Here is a 15592-nt window from a genome sequence, read left to right on the forward strand (position 1 = left end):
CTTGTCACAAGACGAACAGCGATGAAAGCTCCATTCTTCGCAACGTCTTATTTGCTCAACGGGCTCTGCGTCCTTGCAGGAAGCCGAGGAGCGCTATGCCGGATAATCCGGTGACGGCGCTCAGGATGGCGGTTCCCGAATAGCCTGTCATGAATGTGCCGGCGGCAAAGACCAGCGCGCCGATCCCGGCGCTGGCAAAGATGTTGACGGAGATCAGTGCGCTGCCGAGCCCCGGCCGGTCGGCGATGAGATCCTGCAGATAGGTGATCGGAAAGCTGATGATCGCGGCCGCTCCGATGCCTGCGAGCAAGGTGAGCCCATAGAGGTGCCACGGCTGCGAGGCAAAGCCGAGAAGGCTGAGAAATACGGCATAGATGACGGTGCCGGCGGCAAGCGCCGTCATCTGGCCGGTCTTCCGGGCAATCCGCGACCAGATGATGATGAAGACGACCTCCAGCAATGCGACGATGCCGACAAGAATGCCGACGTCGCTGAGCCTGCCATGCGCAGCACCGGTGGCGATCAACGGCAGAAGGGCGTCATTGAGATGCAGCGTGCTGGTAATCAGCGCCACCCCGCAAATATGCGCGGAGATGCGCGGCGAAACCACCTGGCGCAGCGCGCCGAGATAGCTGAGATGATGGACCGCGGCCATCTCCGTTGCCGACCGCTTGGGCAGGGCGAAGATGATGATTGCCTGGCAGAGCAGACATGAGATGGCGGCAAAGAGATAGGCCGGCAGCATGCTCGATGCGCCGGACAGCATGAGGCCTGTTATCCCCGGGATCAGCACCCAGGACAGCGAGATCATGGCGCGCACACCGGAGTTGGCCGTCACCATGTCGCTTCGGTTCATGCCGTGCATCGCCGCGCGCGCATTGGCAAACAGCAGCGAGTTCAGCGCCCCGTAAATCGGCAGCGGCAGCAAGCCGCTGATGACGAAGACGGCGGCTGTGGGAAAAGCGTAGACCATGCCGTAGCCGGCGATGCCGAACAGGCAGGCGCCGATCATCGTCGACCTGTACTCGCCCAGCCGATCGGCGAGATTGCCGAGCAGGATGCTGATGACGACGTTCACCGCCGCCGAGACAAAACTCAGGAAGGAATAGAGGCCGTCGCTCAAGCCCAATTCGCGGATACCGACGATCGAACGGTAGGGTGCGGTCATCGCCCCCGCCATCCCGAAGGTAAAAATGGCGATCATGCTGGCGCGGATCGCCGGATTGCGGAAGACATCGGGAAAAAGGCGGCTCATGCGGTCATCGATCCGAAGTAAGCCGGCTTCACAACCTGCTCCTCTCGTATTCCTCTAGAGCAATTCCAGGAAAAGTGCGAAGCGGTTTTTCGTCCGGAATTGCGTAAAAACAAAAAGTTAGAGCGGTTCGGCGCTTCCATGAAAAGATGAACCGCTCTGGATTTCAATAATGTTCCGATTGCGAGAAGGTCCGCGCCAGTTCGGCTTGGCCAGCCGTGAGGCCGCAATCGACTGGCAGGCAGACGCCTGTGATCGCTGCGGCAAGAGGACCGGCAAGGAAGGCCACGGCATTGGCGACGTCTTTCGGATCGACGACGCGCTGCAGCGGATACCAGCGGCGAGCTTCCTCGAAAACATTTGGATTGGCGCTTGCGCGTGCTTCCCAGGCCTGCGTCTTCACCGTGCCGGGTGCGACGGCATTGGAGCGGATGCCGAACTTGCCGTATTCCACGGCAACCAACCGGGTAAAATGCAGAAGGCCTGCCTTGGCGGCGCTATAGGCAGGGTGTCCGAAGACATGCAGGCCGTTGACCGAGGCGATGTTGACGACGGAGCCCTTCGAGGCCTTCAGCATGGGCTCGCATGCGCGGAAACATAAGAATGCCGCTTCGAGATTGAGCGCAACGTCCGCCCGCCAGATCTCCGGCGTCGTCTCGTGCAGGTTGGTGGCGCGGGCCGCACCGGCATTGTTGACGAGGGTCCGAACCACACCGATCTCCGCCGCACGCCTTGCCAATTCGGCAATGCTCGTCTCGTTGGTCACGTCGCATCCGACGGCCACGAAACGATTGCCCGGCCCGAGTTTTGACGCCACGGCAGCCGCAGCGGCAGCATCGATGTCGGCGAGCAGCACGACGTCGTGGTCATCGGCGAGCCGTGCGGCGATCGCCGCGCCGATATCGCCTGCAGCGCCGGTCACGATGGCTATCGACTGCGTCATTTCCTGTCGCTCCCGTTCATGAACCTCAATCTCCAAGCAATTGCCGGTCGTCGCCGTCGCGGTGAATGACCAGCTGCTGCTTGATGCGCCGAAGCGTGGTCGTCGCCTTTGGCTGAACGGCGTAGGCGACCAGGCTCGACAGAATATCGACCGTCGCGATGTAGGCGATGCGCGTGGAGGTCGGGCGATAGATATTGCTGCCTTCGGGAAGGTCGATCGGCACGACGATCTCGGCAGCCTTGGCAACCGGGCTTGCCGTCTGGGTCAGAGCGATCGTCTTCACCTTGGCCTGGCGGGCAAGCTCGAAGGCCCGCACCAGCTCCGTATTGCGTCCCGAGAAGGAGGAGCCGATCAACACGTCGCCGGGCCTTGCCGCGGCAGCCATCATCAGCTGCATGCTGTGGTCGGAACTTGCCGTGATGCGCAACCCGAGACGGAAGAGGCGATTCTGGAGTTCGTCCGCGATCATCGACGAATTGCCGCCCGAGCCGAAGGCGTAAATCATATCGGCCTTGGCGATATGCGAAACGGCGGCTTCGATCGCGGCGAGATCAAGCGACCGGTGCAGGAGAAACAACGCGTTCTGGGCCTTGGTGATGATATCCTGGGCCACATCGGCCGGGTCGGTGCTTTTCGATTCCGGTTTCAGATAACGCACGCCGATATGGGCGGTTCGGGCGAGCTGCACCTTGAAGTCGGAGAAACTTTCGCAACCCAGCCGACGGCAAAAACGGGTGACGGTCGGCGGCGATACCTCGGCCCGTTCCGCCAGCTCGATGATCGAGGCGTTCACGGCAAACTCGAAGTCGTTGACGATGATTTCCGCGATGCGGCTCTCGGAGGGGGAGAGCCGGCTCTTGTCTTCCTGCAATGTCGAAAAGATATCCAAACCCGTCCCCCCGATGGCGCGCTATCCATCCTTCTTCTTATAGGCCACGCAGTCGATCTCAACCTTGCAATCGACCATCATCGACGATTGCACACAGGCGCGTGCCGGCGGATGTTCGCCGAAATACTCCTGATAGATTTTATTGAAGGTCCAGAAGTCGCGCGGATCGTCGAGCCAGACGCCGACGCGCACGACGTCCTCGACCCCGTACCCGGCCTCATCGAGGATCGCCAGCACATTGGCGATCGTCTTGTGGGTCTGGGCAATGATGTTACCGTCGATGATTTCGCCATCTTCCATCGCAACCTGCCCGGAAACATACAGCCATCCGTCGGCTTCGACCGCACGTGCGAAAGGCAGCGCCTTGCCGCCGGCGCCGGTTTGAACAGTGCCATAGCGCTTGATGGGCATGCTGAAGTCCTTGCAAATTATTTTCTTGATAAGTTGACAAATGACCATAGAAAGCGGAATTTGACCAGTGAAAAACGCGATTTATGAAAAGAATTTCAATCCGGGGCAAACATGCGCGATCCTTTCCTAAATCCTTTCCCGTCCGACAGTGCCCGGTCTGCGATCTGGGAAATGCTCGTTCCGCGCGATATCGATGCCTTTCTGGCCGCCGACTGGTCGATGGTCGAGCATGACTTCGTCGAAGAGGGCTTCATCGGCATCGACGGTCAGAAGGCCGTCAGCCCCGACAAGTGGCGCCTCGCATTTCCGACGCTGTCGGCCTATCGCGAGGAATGGCTGAGGCAGGCCAGGGATTTCGCCGCACAGAGTTTCGCGGAAGATGCGCGCACGGCGATCTTCACCACGACGACGCTTGAGGATATCGAGATCGAAGGCGACATGGCGCTTGTCCGCAAGAAATTCGACGGCGGCATTTCCAAGCCTGACGGCACCCGCGATATCATGCAATGGCAGACGCTTTATTATTGCAGGCTTCACCAAGGACGCTGGAAAATCTCAGGTTTCACCGGCTACCTGCCGAACCCGATGGGTTGACGCGGGGACGACAACACGAAGGCCACTTTCTTGCGCATTTTCACCGCAGCACTGGCGACCGAGACCAACACCTTTTCCCCGATCTGCGTGGATCGCCGCGCATTCGAAGCCTCGCTTTATGCCCCGCCGGGCCAACATCCGGAAACGCCGACGCTCTGCACCGCGCCGATCACCGTCGGAAGGCGCGTCACCCGAGAAAAAGGTTGGGAGCTGATCGAGGGAACCGCCACCTGGGCCGATCCCGCCGGTCTCGTCAACCGGGCGACCTACGAAGAATTGCGTGACGAAATCCTCGATCAACTCCGCGCGGCAATGCCGGTCGACGCTGTCGTGATGGGCCTGCATGGCGCCATGGTGGCCGCCGGATACGAGGACACGGAAGGCGATCTTCTCGCGCGCATGCGCGAGATGGTCGGGCCCGACGTGCTAATCTGCGCCGAACTCGATCCGCACAGCCATCTCACGGCAAAACGCGTCGCGGCACTCGATTTCGCCGTCTATTTCAAGGAATTTCCGCATACGGATTTCGTCGATCGCGCCGAGGATCTCTGGCGCATCGCCGTGGAAACACTGGAAGGCCGGGTCAAGCCTGATATGTCGGTATTCGACTGCAAGATGATCGACGTCTTCCCGACATCGCGCGAGCCGATGCGCTCCTTCGTCGACAAGATCATGCGGATCGAGAAGGATGATCCGGACATCCTGTCGATCTCGGTGATCCACGGTTTCATGGTGGGCGACGTTCCCGAAATGGGAACGAAGCTGCTTGTCGTCACCGACGACAAGCCGGAAAAGGGCGCGGCTCTGGCGCGCGAACTCGGCCTGGAGCTGTTTTCCAAGCGCGGCACCTTCATGGTCCCGCAGATCGACGAGAAGGAAGCCGTGTCGCGGGCGATGGCCGCCACCGCATGGCCCGTCGTCATTGCCGACGTCTGGGACAATCCGGGCGGCGGCACGGCAGGGGATGCCACTGTCGTCCTGGGCGAACTCCTGGCCCGCGGCGTCACCAGCGCCGCGATCGGCACGATCTGGGATCCGGTGGCCGTGCAGATCTGTTTTGCGGCGGGCGAGGGGGCGGAGATTCCGCTGCGCTTCGGCGCCAAGTCGGCACCCGGCACCGGCAATCCCATCGACGGTACCGTGAAGATCGTCAAGCTCTTGAAGAATGCCGAGATGCAGTTCGGCGAGAGCCTCGCACCTTTCGGCGATGCCGCCCATATCGTGCTTGACGGCATCGACATCATCCTCAATTCCACCCGCGCCCAAAGCTTCGATCCGAGCCTTTTTTCGGTGATGGGCATCGATCCCACCAGGCAGAAGATCCTGGTGATCAAATCCACCAACCACTTCTTCGCCTCCTTCTCGAAGATCGCAGCGGAAATCCTTTACTGCTCCGCCGGAACGCCCTATCCCAATAATCCGGCAACGACGCCATACCAGCGGGCACCGAAGACCATCTGGCCGATCGTCGCCGATCCACATGGGATAGAACGCGGAGCCGCCTAGATGCCTGACACCCCGTTTGCCGTCGTCGCCAAGGCGGGCGACAGGATCGCCGATCTCTCGACGCCGCGTCCCGTGATCGACGAAGACAGGCTGGCGGCAAACATCGCCCGCGTTCAATCCTATATGGATCAGCACGGGCTGAACTTCCGGCCGCATATCAAGACGCACAAGATCCCGGCCCTGGCCGTCGCGCAGACTGCCGCGGGCGCCAAGGGCATCAATTGCCAGAAGGTGACGGAAGCCGAAGTCTTCGCCGCAGCCGGCTTCGAGGACATCCTCATCACCTTCAACATCCTCGGACCGCAGAAAATCGAGCGGCTGGCCAGGCTGAACGACAGGATTTCAGCGCTGAAGGTCGTCGCCGACAGCGAAGTGACGGTAGACGGCCTGGCAGCACATTTCTCCGGCCACAAGCCGCTGAACGTCCTGGTCGAATGCGATACCGGCGGCGGCCGCTGCGGCGTACAGACGCCGGGGGAGGCGGCCTCGCTCGCCAAGCGCATCGCCGCCGCCGACGGACTGACCTTCGGCGGCATCGTGACCTATCCGAAGCCGCAATCGGCGGCCGCCGTGGAAGCCTTCATCGCTGAAACGCTGGCACAGCTGAAAGCCGAAGGCATAACCTGCCAGATCGTCAGCAATGGCGGCACACCCAGCCTCTTCGAGGCCCATCTCGTCAAATCGGCCACCGAACACCGCGCCGGCACCTATATCTACAACGACCGCCAGATGGTGCGCATGGGCCATTGCACCGAGGACGATTGCGCCATGCATGTGCTGGCGACCGTGGTGTCACGGCCAAATGCCGACCGCGCCGTCATCGATGCCGGCTCAAAGGCGCTGACCTCGGATCTCCAGGGCTTCAGCGACTACGGCCTGATCGTCGGTTATCCCCAAGCGCGGATCACCAGCCTCTCGGAAGAACACGGCGTCATCGACCTCGCGAATTGCACCGGCCCCCGCCCGCAGATCGGCGAGAAGCTCTTCATCATCCCGAACCACACCTGCGTGGTCTCCAACCTGTTCGATACGATGGTCTTCCATCGCGGCGGCATCGTCACCCGCGTCGAGGAAGTCGCGGCCCGCGGTCTCGTCTGGTAGGGGTCCGTTCAGGTCAGGGGAGTGACGCAAAGCTCGCGCATGGGACATTTGCGCGCCGACCGACCTTGCTCGGGGCTAGCATGAAGGGCGCGATCAACGCCACTCCTCATCCGTACGGTCACTTTCATAGCGCAGGTGCCTGCGGTCATGGTGCTCCCGAGTGGTTTCAGTCCCGGCCATCTCGATCCTCCGTAGTCTTCGCAAACCACAGAGAATCACAAATTACTGAAATCACTCAACTTAATTTGCGGCTGGCTCTTACATTCGGGCTGGTAGGGGTTGTCCAGCCCGACCGCGAACTCCTGTCGAAAGCTTCTCTTGCTACGGCGACCTCCGGCAGTTTCACCAACGTCCACTTGTGGAGTTCTTGGAGGGGTTCACGTAACGTCTGGCCAAGTGGCGTCAGCTGATATTGTACAGCCACTGGCGACAGTGAAATTACCTCTCTCGCTATGAGACCGTTCCGTTCAAGGCGACGGAGGCACTGAGTGAGAGCCTTCTGAGTCACGCCTTGCAAGCGGCGGCGAATGGCATTGAAGCGCTGCGGTCCGTCATCAAGAACCGCGATCACCATCATCGACCACTTGTCAGCAATCTGATCGAATAGAGCTCGGCTCGGACATTCAGAAGAAAAGCAGAGCGGTTCCAGTTCAAGCATGATGGTTTCCTTCGATATACCTAGGCGACTTCAAGTGCCTGATTGACGCTAGGTTTACTTCATATACCTGTAGCTTCGTTCAACGCAACGGAGTTCTACTGATGCCCAGTCCCAATACAAGCAGCCTGTTTCGACCCTTCACGATCCGGTCGCTTGAACTCAAAAATCGCATCGTCATGGCGCCCATGACCCGCCTTTTTGCGTCTGAAGGCGTGCCGGGGTCGGCGAGCGCTGATTACTATCGGCGCCGGGCAGAAGGTCGCGCCGGACTGATCTTATCTGAAGGCACCGTGGTCAATCGCCCTGCCTCCCGCAACGACAGCGGAATCCCGTTCTTTCATGGCGATGCGGCACTGCAGGGGTGGAAGAATGTGATTGACGCTGTCCATGGTGCTGGAGGTCGTATGGGGCCACAGATCTGGCACACGGGAGCGACGCGCTACATCAATAATTGGGAGCCCGATGCCCCGGTGGAAAGTCCGTCCGGTCTCGACGCACCCGGTGACGCGCGCGGCGTGGCGATGACCGAAGAGGACATCGCAGATACTATCGCAGCCTTCACCAAAGCCGCGGCAGACGCCAAGCGGCTTGGTTTCGACACCATCGAGATCCACGGCGCGCACGGCTATCTGATCGATCAATTCTTCTGGGCGGGCACCAATCTGCGGACGGACCGGTACGGCGGACCAACGATTAAGGAACGCTCGCGCTTTGCGGTCGAGATCGTCAGCGCCATGCGTGAAGCGGTAGGCCCCGACTTCCCGATCATCATGCGCGTCAGTCAATGGAAGCAACAAGATTTCAGCGTGCGCCTCGCAGAAACGCCAGCAGAAATGGAGACCTGGCTATTACCGTTGGTCGAGGCGGGAGTCGATGTCCTTCACATGTCGCAACGCCGCTTCTGGGAACCGGAATTCCCGGAGATTGACGGCGAGAATGGTCTCAATGGCGCAGGCTGGGCAAAGAAAGTGACGGGTGCCGCAACAATCGCGGTCGGATCGGTGGGCCTTGACAACGACGTTACTGCCAGCGCCTTCGTCGGCAAGGGATCAACCACAGCTAGCCTCGATCGCTTAATCGAGCGAATGGATCGGAATGAGTTCGACCTGATTGCGGTGGGTCGCGCGCTGCTCACTGATCCGAATTGGGTCGCCAAAGTTGAAGACGGCGGTTTTTCGGGATTGAAAGGGTTCGACCCAACTTCCTTATCCGAGTTGGTCTGACGCAAAGGGGTGGGCGCATGGGCCATTTGCACGGCCGACCGGCCTTGCTCGGAGCTGACATGAAGGGCGCGATCAACGCCCACTCCTCACATACAATGGCTTGCATAGCGCCGGTGCCTGCGGTCAACAAGCGTGTTGACCGAACGAGAGGGCCCAGCAATCAAGTGACCTTTGGCAGTCTCGCTTTGATCTTTCGTCCTCGCGATGCGTCTGGATCTGTTGGGAACGAGCTGGCCTGCGTAAGTCATCAAGTCCACCAATGCCTTCCTCTGTACAGCATCGATTATGCCCCCAACGCTTGCCGAGATCGCGCTCGCCGACACCGAGCCGGCTCAAGCGGCCGTCGGATTGATCAGGTTCATATCGATTTCGGTCAGTTCCACGCGCCGCTCGAAGGCAATGCCCGCCTCGTCGAAGAGGTGGCAGTCCGCAGCATTGATGCCGGTTGCGACAGGCGCATCCGCGCGGATGCCGACGCTGCCGGGCAGCATGGCGCAGAAATTCTCGGCTTCGCCGTTCAGCGAGGCGTAAGCGACCGTATTTGCCCCGAGGCGCTCGATGACCGTCGGCGTCACGGTAAAGACGATATCGCCGCCGCCGAGCTGGATATGCTCCGGCCGGATGCCGAGCGTCAATGCCTTGCCGGCCATGCCGTCACGCGGCGTCACGGGCAGAACGGCTGTCTGGCCTTGATAATCAACCTCGACGCCATTGGCGCTGACGCCCTTGCAGGTCACGGGAAGAAAATTCATTTTCGGATTGCCGATGAAGCCGGCGACAAACTGGTTTGCCGGCTTGTGATAAAGCTCCAGCGGCGCCCCCGTCTGCGAGATATCGCCGGAATCGAGCACCACGATACGATCGGCCATGGTCATCGCCTCGACCTGATCGTGCGTCACATAGATCATCGTCGCCTTCAACTGCCTGTGCAGCTTGGCAAGCTCGATGCGCATGTCGGCGCGCAGTGCTGCGTCGAGGTTGGAAAGCGGCTCGTCGAACAGGAAGATCTTCGGTTCGCGCACGATGGCGCGGCCGATCGCGACGCGCTGGCGCTGGCCACCGGAGAGCATGCCGGGTTTCTGCTGCAGCCGCTGTTCGAGGTGAAGGATGCGGGCGGCATTTTCCACCTTGGCCTTGAGCTTTTCCTCTTCCATCCTTTCGACGCGAAGCGGGAAGGCAATGTTTTCGAAAACAGTCATGTGCGGATAGAGCGCGTAGGACTGGAACACCATGGCGATGCCGCGCTTGACCGGCGGCAGGTCATTGACCCTGATACCATCGATAACGATATCGCCCGCGCTCGTCGCGTCGAGACCGGCAATCATGCGCAGCAGGGTGGATTTGCCGCAGCCTGACGGGCCGACGAAGACGACGAACTCGCCGTTCCTCACCTCGAGCTGCACGCCCTTCAGAACTTCGTAGTCGCCATAGAACTTCTGAACTTTGTTGAGAAGGAGCTGTCCCAAAAATCTGTCTCCACCGGCGGCCTTGTCGCACATTCGATCGGGGAGGGATCGCGGGCTGTGCACCCGCGATCCCAAAGAGTCCAAAGCGGTTTACTTGAACGCTTCGATTTCGCCGGCAGCCTTCTTCAGCGCAGCTTCCGGTTCGGCCTTGCCCGTCACCACCGACTGAATCATCTCGATGATCGAGTTCTGGAAGCCCTTGTAGTCGGTGAAGAGCGGTTCGGGACCACCATAGTTGATACCCTCGATGAGCGGCTTCCAGTAAGGATCCTTGGCGACGAACTCGTCGACCTTTGCCGACGGGCGCAGCGGGGTCAGGCCGGCACCGCCCTGCAGCTCGTATTCCGACTGGACGTCGGGCGAGGTGATGAACTTGGCGAATTCCGTCGCCTTCTCCTCGACCCCCGAACCCTTGAAGATCGCCAGGCTGTCGGTGATCAGCAGCGTGCCGGGCCCCTTGGCGTCGGGACCCAGCGGCAGCGTCGCAATGCCCCAGGCAATCTTCGTCTCCTTCAGCCTGGAGGCGGCGCCCGATCCTGCCTGGATCATGGCGACCTTGCCGTCGAGGAAGATGGCGCGGACTTCGTTCTGCTCATAGGCCGTCGGGCCTTCCTCGGAGTAGGGGACGATATCCTTGTAGGCCTTCAGTGCGGCGAGAATCTGTGGGCTGTCGAGCGTGACCTTGCCTTCGGCATCCGTCACCGCGCCGTTGTTGGTGTAAACCCAATGCATGAACTGGTGCATCGTGTTGTCGAAGGTCTTGGCGGAGAGACCGAAGCCCGGAATGCCGGTCTTTTCCTTGATGGTCTTGGCCATCTCGATTTCCTCAGCCCAGGTCTTCGGCGGCTTCTCGGGATCGAGGCCGGCCTGCTTGAAGAGGTCCTTGTTCCAGTAAAGCGCCTTGGTGGAGAAAGCGATCGGGACGCCCCACTGGGTATCCTCGAAGGTCACCGTGTCGACGATGTGCGGATAGTAGCTCTTCTTTTCGTCATCGGTCATCGGCACCGGGACGATCAAGTCGTTCTGCGCGAATTCCTTCAGCGTGCGCGAGCCGACATAGGCCATGGCAACGGGCGTGCCGGCGGCGGCGAGCGTCGTTGCCTTGTCCTGGCACTGCGCCCAGCCGACAACTTCGGGCGTGACCTTCCAACCTGCGTTCTTTTCTTCCCACTGCTTGATGTATTTGGTATGGACCGGGTCGATCGTGTCGCCGCAATAGATCCAGCTGATTTCCTTGTCGGCCGCCTGGGCAGTGACTGCGGTCAATGCCGTCGAACCGAGCAAGGCGAGGGCCATCAGGCCTGTCTTGATGGTAATGCTCACGTCGTGACTCCCATTCTTGTGTTAGCTGTTCACTCGTTTTTTGGTCTTATTGTTTCACCGCACCGGCGGTCAGCCCGCCGACAAGGTAGCGCTGAAGGAAGAAGATGACGACCATCGCCGGCGCGATACCGACGAAGGAAGCCGCCATCAGTTCGTTCCAGATGACCTCCTGCTTGCCGAAGTAAGCAAAGAGCCCCACCGGCAAGGGCATGTATTCGCTCTTCGAGTTGAACGTCAGCGCGAAGATGAATTGCTGGGCGTAAGCGCCGATGAAGGTGGTTATGGCGACGACGATAATCCCCGGCATCGCAATGGGCAGGATGACACGGCGCAGCGTGTAGAAATGGCTGGCGCCATCCATGTAGGCCGCTTCGTTGAGCTCCTGTGGAATGCGGATCATATAGGTGCGCAACAGCCAGATCGCCGACGGGATCAGGAAGGCGACGCCCGGCACGATCATGGCGAGATAGGTGTTGAGCACGCCCATGCTGCGCATCAGCCGGAAGAGCGGGATCAACAGCACGGCGCCGGAGAACATGTTCACCGTCAGGAACGCGCCGAGCAGGATCCCCATGCCCTTGAATTCGAACTTCGCGAAGGCGTAAGCCGCCGGAATGACGAGGCAGAGCACGATCAGCGTGACGATGATCGAGATGAAGAACGAGTTGAAGATATAGCGCCCGAAGCCCGGCACGCTGATCCACATTGTCCGGTAGGCTTCGAACGAGCCGTTCTCCGGCCAGAAGCGGTAGGGCGAGGAAAAGAGCTGGGCGAGCGGCTTCAGCGACACCAGGAAGCCCTCGACGAAGGGCGACAGCACGAAGAACAGAAACATTGCGATGCCGCAATAGATCAGGATGATTTCCCACCAGCGGTAACGGTCGATCATGGAGGCACTGCTCATGCGCGCTTCTCCGGATTGAGACGGCGGGTGACGCGGAAATAGGCGAAGCAGAAGAGCGACAGGAAGATGCAGATCAACACAGCGCGCGCTGCACCTTCCCCGTATTTCTTCGAACCGATCGCCGTCTGATAGGTATCGATGATCATCGTCGTCGTCTCGCCGCTCGGTCCGCCCTGCGTCAGGATCCAGATGATGTCGAACGAGTTGAAGGTGGCGATCAGCGACAGCATCGACATGGTGATGATCGCCGGAACCATCAGCGGCAGGGTGATGCGGCGGAAGCGGTACCAGCGGCCGGCGCCGTCGGTCCAGGCAGCCTCGTAGAGATCCTTCGGAATGGATTGGATCGCCGCCAGGAAGTAGATCGTCACCAGCGGCACACCAATCCACACATCGGTGATGATCGTTGCCCAGAAGGCGGTACTGCCATAGGCGAGGAAGGCGACCGGGCCGTCGACGAGACCGAAGCGCTGCAACAGGCCTGATATCATTCCGAACTGGCCGTTATACATCCAGCCCCACATGAAGATGCCAATGGCCATCGGCACGATCCATGGCGGCATGGTCAAAAGCCGGAATAATGAGCGCCCCGGCACCGCCGCATTCAGCATGCATGCGCCGAAGGTGCCGATCACCATTTTCAGGGCGACCGAGAAGAACGTCCAGATGAAGGTCCGGAAGATGACTTCCGCAAACCGCTCATTGAAGATCTTCTCGTAGTTGATCCAGCCCACCCAATTGGTGGTCTTCCTCAGCGATGCATCGGTGAAGGAGAGAATGAACGTATCGACCAGCGGATAGGCGACGATCGCCAGAACATAGAGGACAGCCGGGAGAAGAAGGATCCAGGCGAAGATGACCGTGCTTCTTTGAACACTCATCTTGCCGCTCTCCTCAAGCCGCTCTTGCGTGAAGGGCTTCGTCGAAACGGTCCCAGATCGGTCTGAGATCGACGACCGTTTTCTTCATCCTCGCCTCGTCCATCGCCAGAGCCAGAATGCCGGCTTCGAGCGCATTCAGCGTGGAAACGGGAAGTTCGAGCCCGGTGCGCACGCTTTCAAGCAGGTCGCTCGCCATCTGTTCATCGGCGCCGTAATGCTGGGAGAGCTCGGTGGCGGCATATTTGTTTTCGACCACCTTGTTGCCGGTCAGCTGTTCGTGAACGTCGAGATAGCCGCGCACGAAATCGCCTTCGGCCATGCCGCGCGACCCCATGATGGCGAAACGGCGGAACTGGTCGGGCACGTTCAGATTGGTGTGAAAGTTCATGCCGACGCCATTGGCATATTCGACGATCGCCACCTGATAGTCGATGATATCGGCATCGCTGTCGAAGACCTTGTCCGAGCCCATCCATCCGCTCGGCTTGCGGTGAAAAAGTTCGAGGTCGTTGATGCCCTCGCGCGCCGGATCGTTGGCCGGAGTAAAGCTCTTGCGGCCGCCGAAACTGGCGACGCGTTCCGGCCGTGCGCCGACGACGCCATTGTAAAGATCAAGGTCATGGCAGCATTTCTCCAGCATGAAGCTGCCGGAGTAACGCTCATAGCGGCGCCAGTCGCGCATGAAGAAGGCGCCGTGATAAGGCTCGATATGTTCGGAGGCCTCGATCGACACGATCTGACCGAGCTTGCCCTCGGCCTGGATGGCGCGGAGATCCTTATAAAGAGGGGAATAACGCAGCACGAGACCGACCATCAGCCGCTCGTGGCCGAATTTTGCCATCAGATGGGCAAGCTCGATGCTTTCTGCGATGGTCGTGACGATCGGCTTTTCACAGAAGACCTTGAGACCGGCCTGAAGGCCGAGCCTGATATGGTCGAGATGGAGGTGATTGGGGGAGCCGATCATCAGCAGATCGAGCTTTTCGGAAGCGAGGAGTTCTTCCGGCGAACCATAGGCCTTGCCGACTGAAATGCCCTTTTCCGTCAATCCGGGAAGTCCGGCGGGTTCCGGATCCACATAGCCGACAATGTCGAAGCTGCTATCGATTGCCTTGAAAACATAGCCGAGATAGCCGAGCCGGAATCCTAGCCCAATGATTCCCACTTTCATGCCGATCAAGTTCCCATTTAGTAATTTATTTTCTTTAAGTTGGGACAAAAATCGAGAGGCGTCAATAGAAAACGGGCCTCAAAGCGCGAGTATGAAATTAATTTTCATAGATCGATAGCCGGCGGCCCATTGCTTGCAACAACTGGGCGGACGCGGTTCGCCAGATGGACGTTGGCGCGCATCCTCCCGAAGCCAAGTCAGTCATCCAGCGCCGGTTGCCCCAGCCGACAAGCTCACGCGAAACTCGCGAAATGTTGAAAAGAGTCGCGAGCTTACCTGTGTAGGATGGTGCGAGAACAAGGAGGCAGGAGGAGCCATCATGACGCGTATGACAGCCAAGGATTTCCCTCAGGAACTTCTCGAACTCTACGATTATTACGCCCACGGGAGAATTACCAAGCGTGAGTTTCTCGACCGGGCCGGCAAATTCGCCGTCGGCGGCGTGACGGCCGCCGCCATTCTTGCGTCGCTGAGCCCTGACTATGCGCTGGCGACCCAGGTCGAGTTCACCGATCCCGATATATCAGCCGAATACATCACCTATCCCTCGCCAAAGGGAAATGGAGATGTGCGCGCCTATCTCGTCCGCCCGAAAAACGTGACCGGCAAAGTTGCGGCCGTGGTGGTCGTTCACGAGAACAGGGGCCTGAACCCCTATATCGAGGATGTGGCGCGCCGCGTGGCAAAGGCGGGTTTCGTAGCACTTGCCCCGGATGGCCTGACGTCGGTCGGAGGCTACCCCGGCAATGACGAAAAGGGGCGGGAGCTTCAGCAGAAGGTCGACCCGGAAAAGCTGATGAACGACTTCTTCGCGGCGGTCGAATTTTTGATGCATAACGATCTCACCACCGGCAAGGTCGGCATCACCGGCTTCTGCTATGGCGGCGGCGTCGCCAACGCCGCGGCGGTGGCCTATCCGGAACTTGCCGCAGCCGTGCCCTTTTACGGCAGGCAGCCGCGCGCCGAGGACGTGCCGAAGATCAAGGCGCCCTTGCTTCTCCATTATGCCGGGCTGGACAAGGGGATCAACGAAGGCTGGCCGGCCTATGAAGCTGCGCTGAAGGCATCGGGAAAAACATTCGAGGGCTACATCTATCCCGACGTCAATCACGGCTTTCACAATGATTCCACCCCCCGCTACGACGAAGCGGCAGCCAAGCTCGCCTGGCAGCGAACGGTCGACTGGTTTACGAAATACCTCGCCTAGAAGTCCGCGGCCTGAACGTTGATGTTGGCGGGGAGATTTTCCCCGCCGCCGATCCGCCGCCGT

15 protein-coding genes are annotated in these 15592 nt (G+C 59.9%); 5 read left to right on the top strand and 10 right to left on the bottom strand.

Going from position 1 to position 15592, the window contains the following annotated elements; genetic code table 11:
• Positions 1-55 precede the first annotated feature (55 nt).
• From FHT79_RS02420 to FHT79_RS02435, 4 genes are all read right to left on the bottom strand, one after another.
• Positions 56-1255: an MFS transporter gene (locus FHT79_RS02420; protein WP_097630907.1), complete on the bottom strand. Its 1200-nt coding sequence runs from the start codon at positions 1253-1255 to the stop codon at positions 56-58.
• A gap of 163 nt (positions 1256-1418) precedes the next feature.
• Positions 1419-2195 carry an SDR family oxidoreductase gene (locus FHT79_RS02425; protein WP_047613294.1) on the bottom strand — a complete coding sequence of 259 codons (777 nt, stop codon included), beginning with the start codon at positions 2193-2195 and terminating at the stop codon, positions 1419-1421.
• A gap of 25 nt (positions 2196-2220) precedes the next feature.
• Entirely contained in the window at positions 2221-3084 is an 864-nt protein-coding gene (locus FHT79_RS02430) for a MurR/RpiR family transcriptional regulator (RefSeq protein ID WP_047613292.1), read from the bottom strand.
• Between the two features lie 21 nt (positions 3085-3105).
• Complete coding sequence (locus FHT79_RS02435) at positions 3106-3495, bottom strand: RidA family protein (RefSeq protein WP_012555064.1); 390 nt, start codon at positions 3493-3495, stop codon at positions 3106-3108.
• Positions 3496-3606: 111 nt separating this feature from the next.
• Here FHT79_RS02435 and FHT79_RS02440 point away from each other — a divergent pair, with 111 nt between their 5' ends.
• From FHT79_RS02440 to FHT79_RS02450, 3 genes are read left to right on the top strand one after another with little or no spacing between them, the layout of a single operon-like run.
• Complete coding sequence (locus tag FHT79_RS02440) at positions 3607-4089, top strand: hypothetical protein (protein ID WP_047613290.1); 483 nt, start codon at positions 3607-3609, stop codon at positions 4087-4089.
• Between the two features lie 30 nt (positions 4090-4119).
• On the top strand, positions 4120-5595 hold the full coding sequence (locus tag FHT79_RS02445) for a M81 family metallopeptidase (RefSeq protein WP_097630908.1): 1476 nt from the start codon (positions 4120-4122) through the stop codon (positions 5593-5595).
• Complete coding sequence (locus FHT79_RS02450; RefSeq protein WP_097630909.1) at positions 5596-6696, top strand: D-TA family PLP-dependent enzyme; 1101 nt, start codon at positions 5596-5598, stop codon at positions 6694-6696.
• A gap of 235 nt (positions 6697-6931) precedes the next feature.
• Here the strand turns inward: FHT79_RS02450 and FHT79_RS02455 are convergent, their stop codons facing one another.
• Positions 6932-7354, bottom strand: a complete 423-nt coding sequence (locus tag FHT79_RS02455; protein WP_097630910.1) for a helix-turn-helix domain-containing protein — start codon at positions 7352-7354, stop codon at positions 6932-6934.
• A gap of 101 nt (positions 7355-7455) precedes the next feature.
• Here FHT79_RS02455 and FHT79_RS02460 point away from each other — a divergent pair, with 101 nt between their 5' ends.
• Positions 7456-8577: an NADH:flavin oxidoreductase gene (locus FHT79_RS02460; RefSeq protein WP_132573337.1), complete on the top strand. Its 1122-nt coding sequence runs from the start codon at positions 7456-7458 to the stop codon at positions 8575-8577.
• Positions 8578-8909: 332 nt separating this feature from the next.
• Here FHT79_RS02460 and ugpC read toward each other — a convergent pair whose 3' ends face one another.
• The 5 genes from ugpC to FHT79_RS02485 form a co-directional block, all read right to left on the bottom strand.
• Positions 8910-10043: a sn-glycerol-3-phosphate ABC transporter ATP-binding protein UgpC gene (gene ugpC, locus FHT79_RS02465; RefSeq protein ID WP_097630912.1), complete on the bottom strand. Its 1134-nt coding sequence runs from the start codon at positions 10041-10043 to the stop codon at positions 8910-8912.
• A 90-nt stretch (positions 10044-10133) separates the two neighbouring features.
• A complete protein-coding gene (locus tag FHT79_RS02470) occupies positions 10134-11339 on the bottom strand; it encodes an ABC transporter substrate-binding protein (RefSeq protein WP_047613511.1) in 1206 nt (401 codons plus the stop codon).
• Positions 11340-11412: 73 nt separating this feature from the next.
• A complete protein-coding gene (locus FHT79_RS02475) occupies positions 11413-12270 on the bottom strand; it encodes a carbohydrate ABC transporter permease (RefSeq protein WP_097630913.1) in 858 nt (285 codons plus the stop codon).
• Entirely contained in the window at positions 12267-13151 is an 885-nt protein-coding gene (locus tag FHT79_RS02480) for a sugar ABC transporter permease (RefSeq protein WP_047613282.1), read from the bottom strand. The genes FHT79_RS02475 and FHT79_RS02480 overlap by 4 nt, the downstream gene beginning before the upstream one ends.
• 13 nt (positions 13152-13164) lie before the next feature.
• Entirely contained in the window at positions 13165-14322 is a 1158-nt protein-coding gene (locus FHT79_RS02485; protein WP_097544667.1) for a Gfo/Idh/MocA family oxidoreductase, read from the bottom strand.
• A 319-nt stretch (positions 14323-14641) separates the two neighbouring features.
• Between FHT79_RS02485 and yghX the strand changes: the two genes are divergently transcribed.
• Positions 14642-15529: a YghX family hydrolase gene (gene yghX, locus FHT79_RS02490; RefSeq protein ID WP_028756487.1), complete on the top strand. Its 888-nt coding sequence runs from the start codon at positions 14642-14644 to the stop codon at positions 15527-15529.
• The last annotated feature ends 63 nt before the right edge of the window (positions 15530-15592 follow it).

It is taken from the genome of Rhizobium sp. BK212, assembly GCF_014197475.1.
In the GTDB taxonomy this organism is placed as follows: Bacteria; Pseudomonadota; Alphaproteobacteria; order Rhizobiales; family Rhizobiaceae; genus Rhizobium; species Rhizobium anhuiense.

Excerpts from the sequence above, each read along its gene's own strand:
- FHT79_RS02420 (WP_097630907.1), bottom strand. The coding sequence starts at position 1,255 with ATGAGCCGCCTTTTTCCCGATGTCTTCCGCAATCCGGCGATCCGCGCC.
- FHT79_RS02425 (WP_047613294.1), bottom strand. The coding sequence starts at position 2,195 with ATGACGCAGTCGATAGCCATCGTGACCGGCGCTGCAGGCGATATCGGC.
- FHT79_RS02435 (WP_012555064.1), bottom strand. The coding sequence starts at position 3,495 with ATGCCCATCAAGCGCTATGGCACTGTTCAAACCGGCGCCGGCGGCAAG.
- FHT79_RS02440 (WP_047613290.1), top strand. The coding sequence starts at position 3,607 with ATGCGCGATCCTTTCCTAAATCCTTTCCCGTCCGACAGTGCCCGGTCT.
- FHT79_RS02450 (WP_097630909.1), top strand. The coding sequence starts at position 5,596 with ATGCCTGACACCCCGTTTGCCGTCGTCGCCAAGGCGGGCGACAGGATC.
- FHT79_RS02455 (WP_097630910.1), bottom strand. The coding sequence starts at position 7,354 with ATGCTTGAACTGGAACCGCTCTGCTTTTCTTCTGAATGTCCGAGCCGA.
- FHT79_RS02460 (WP_132573337.1), top strand. The coding sequence starts at position 7,456 with ATGCCCAGTCCCAATACAAGCAGCCTGTTTCGACCCTTCACGATCCGG.
- FHT79_RS02470 (WP_047613511.1), bottom strand. The coding sequence starts at position 11,339 with ATGGCCCTCGCCTTGCTCGGTTCGACGGCATTGACCGCAGTCACTGCC.
- FHT79_RS02475 (WP_097630913.1), bottom strand. The coding sequence starts at position 12,270 with ATGAGCAGTGCCTCCATGATCGACCGTTACCGCTGGTGGGAAATCATC.
- FHT79_RS02480 (WP_047613282.1), bottom strand. The coding sequence starts at position 13,151 with ATGAGTGTTCAAAGAAGCACGGTCATCTTCGCCTGGATCCTTCTTCTC.
- FHT79_RS02485 (WP_097544667.1), bottom strand. The coding sequence starts at position 14,322 with ATGAAAGTGGGAATCATTGGGCTAGGATTCCGGCTCGGCTATCTCGGC.
- yghX (WP_028756487.1), top strand. The coding sequence starts at position 14,642 with ATGACGCGTATGACAGCCAAGGATTTCCCTCAGGAACTTCTCGAACTC.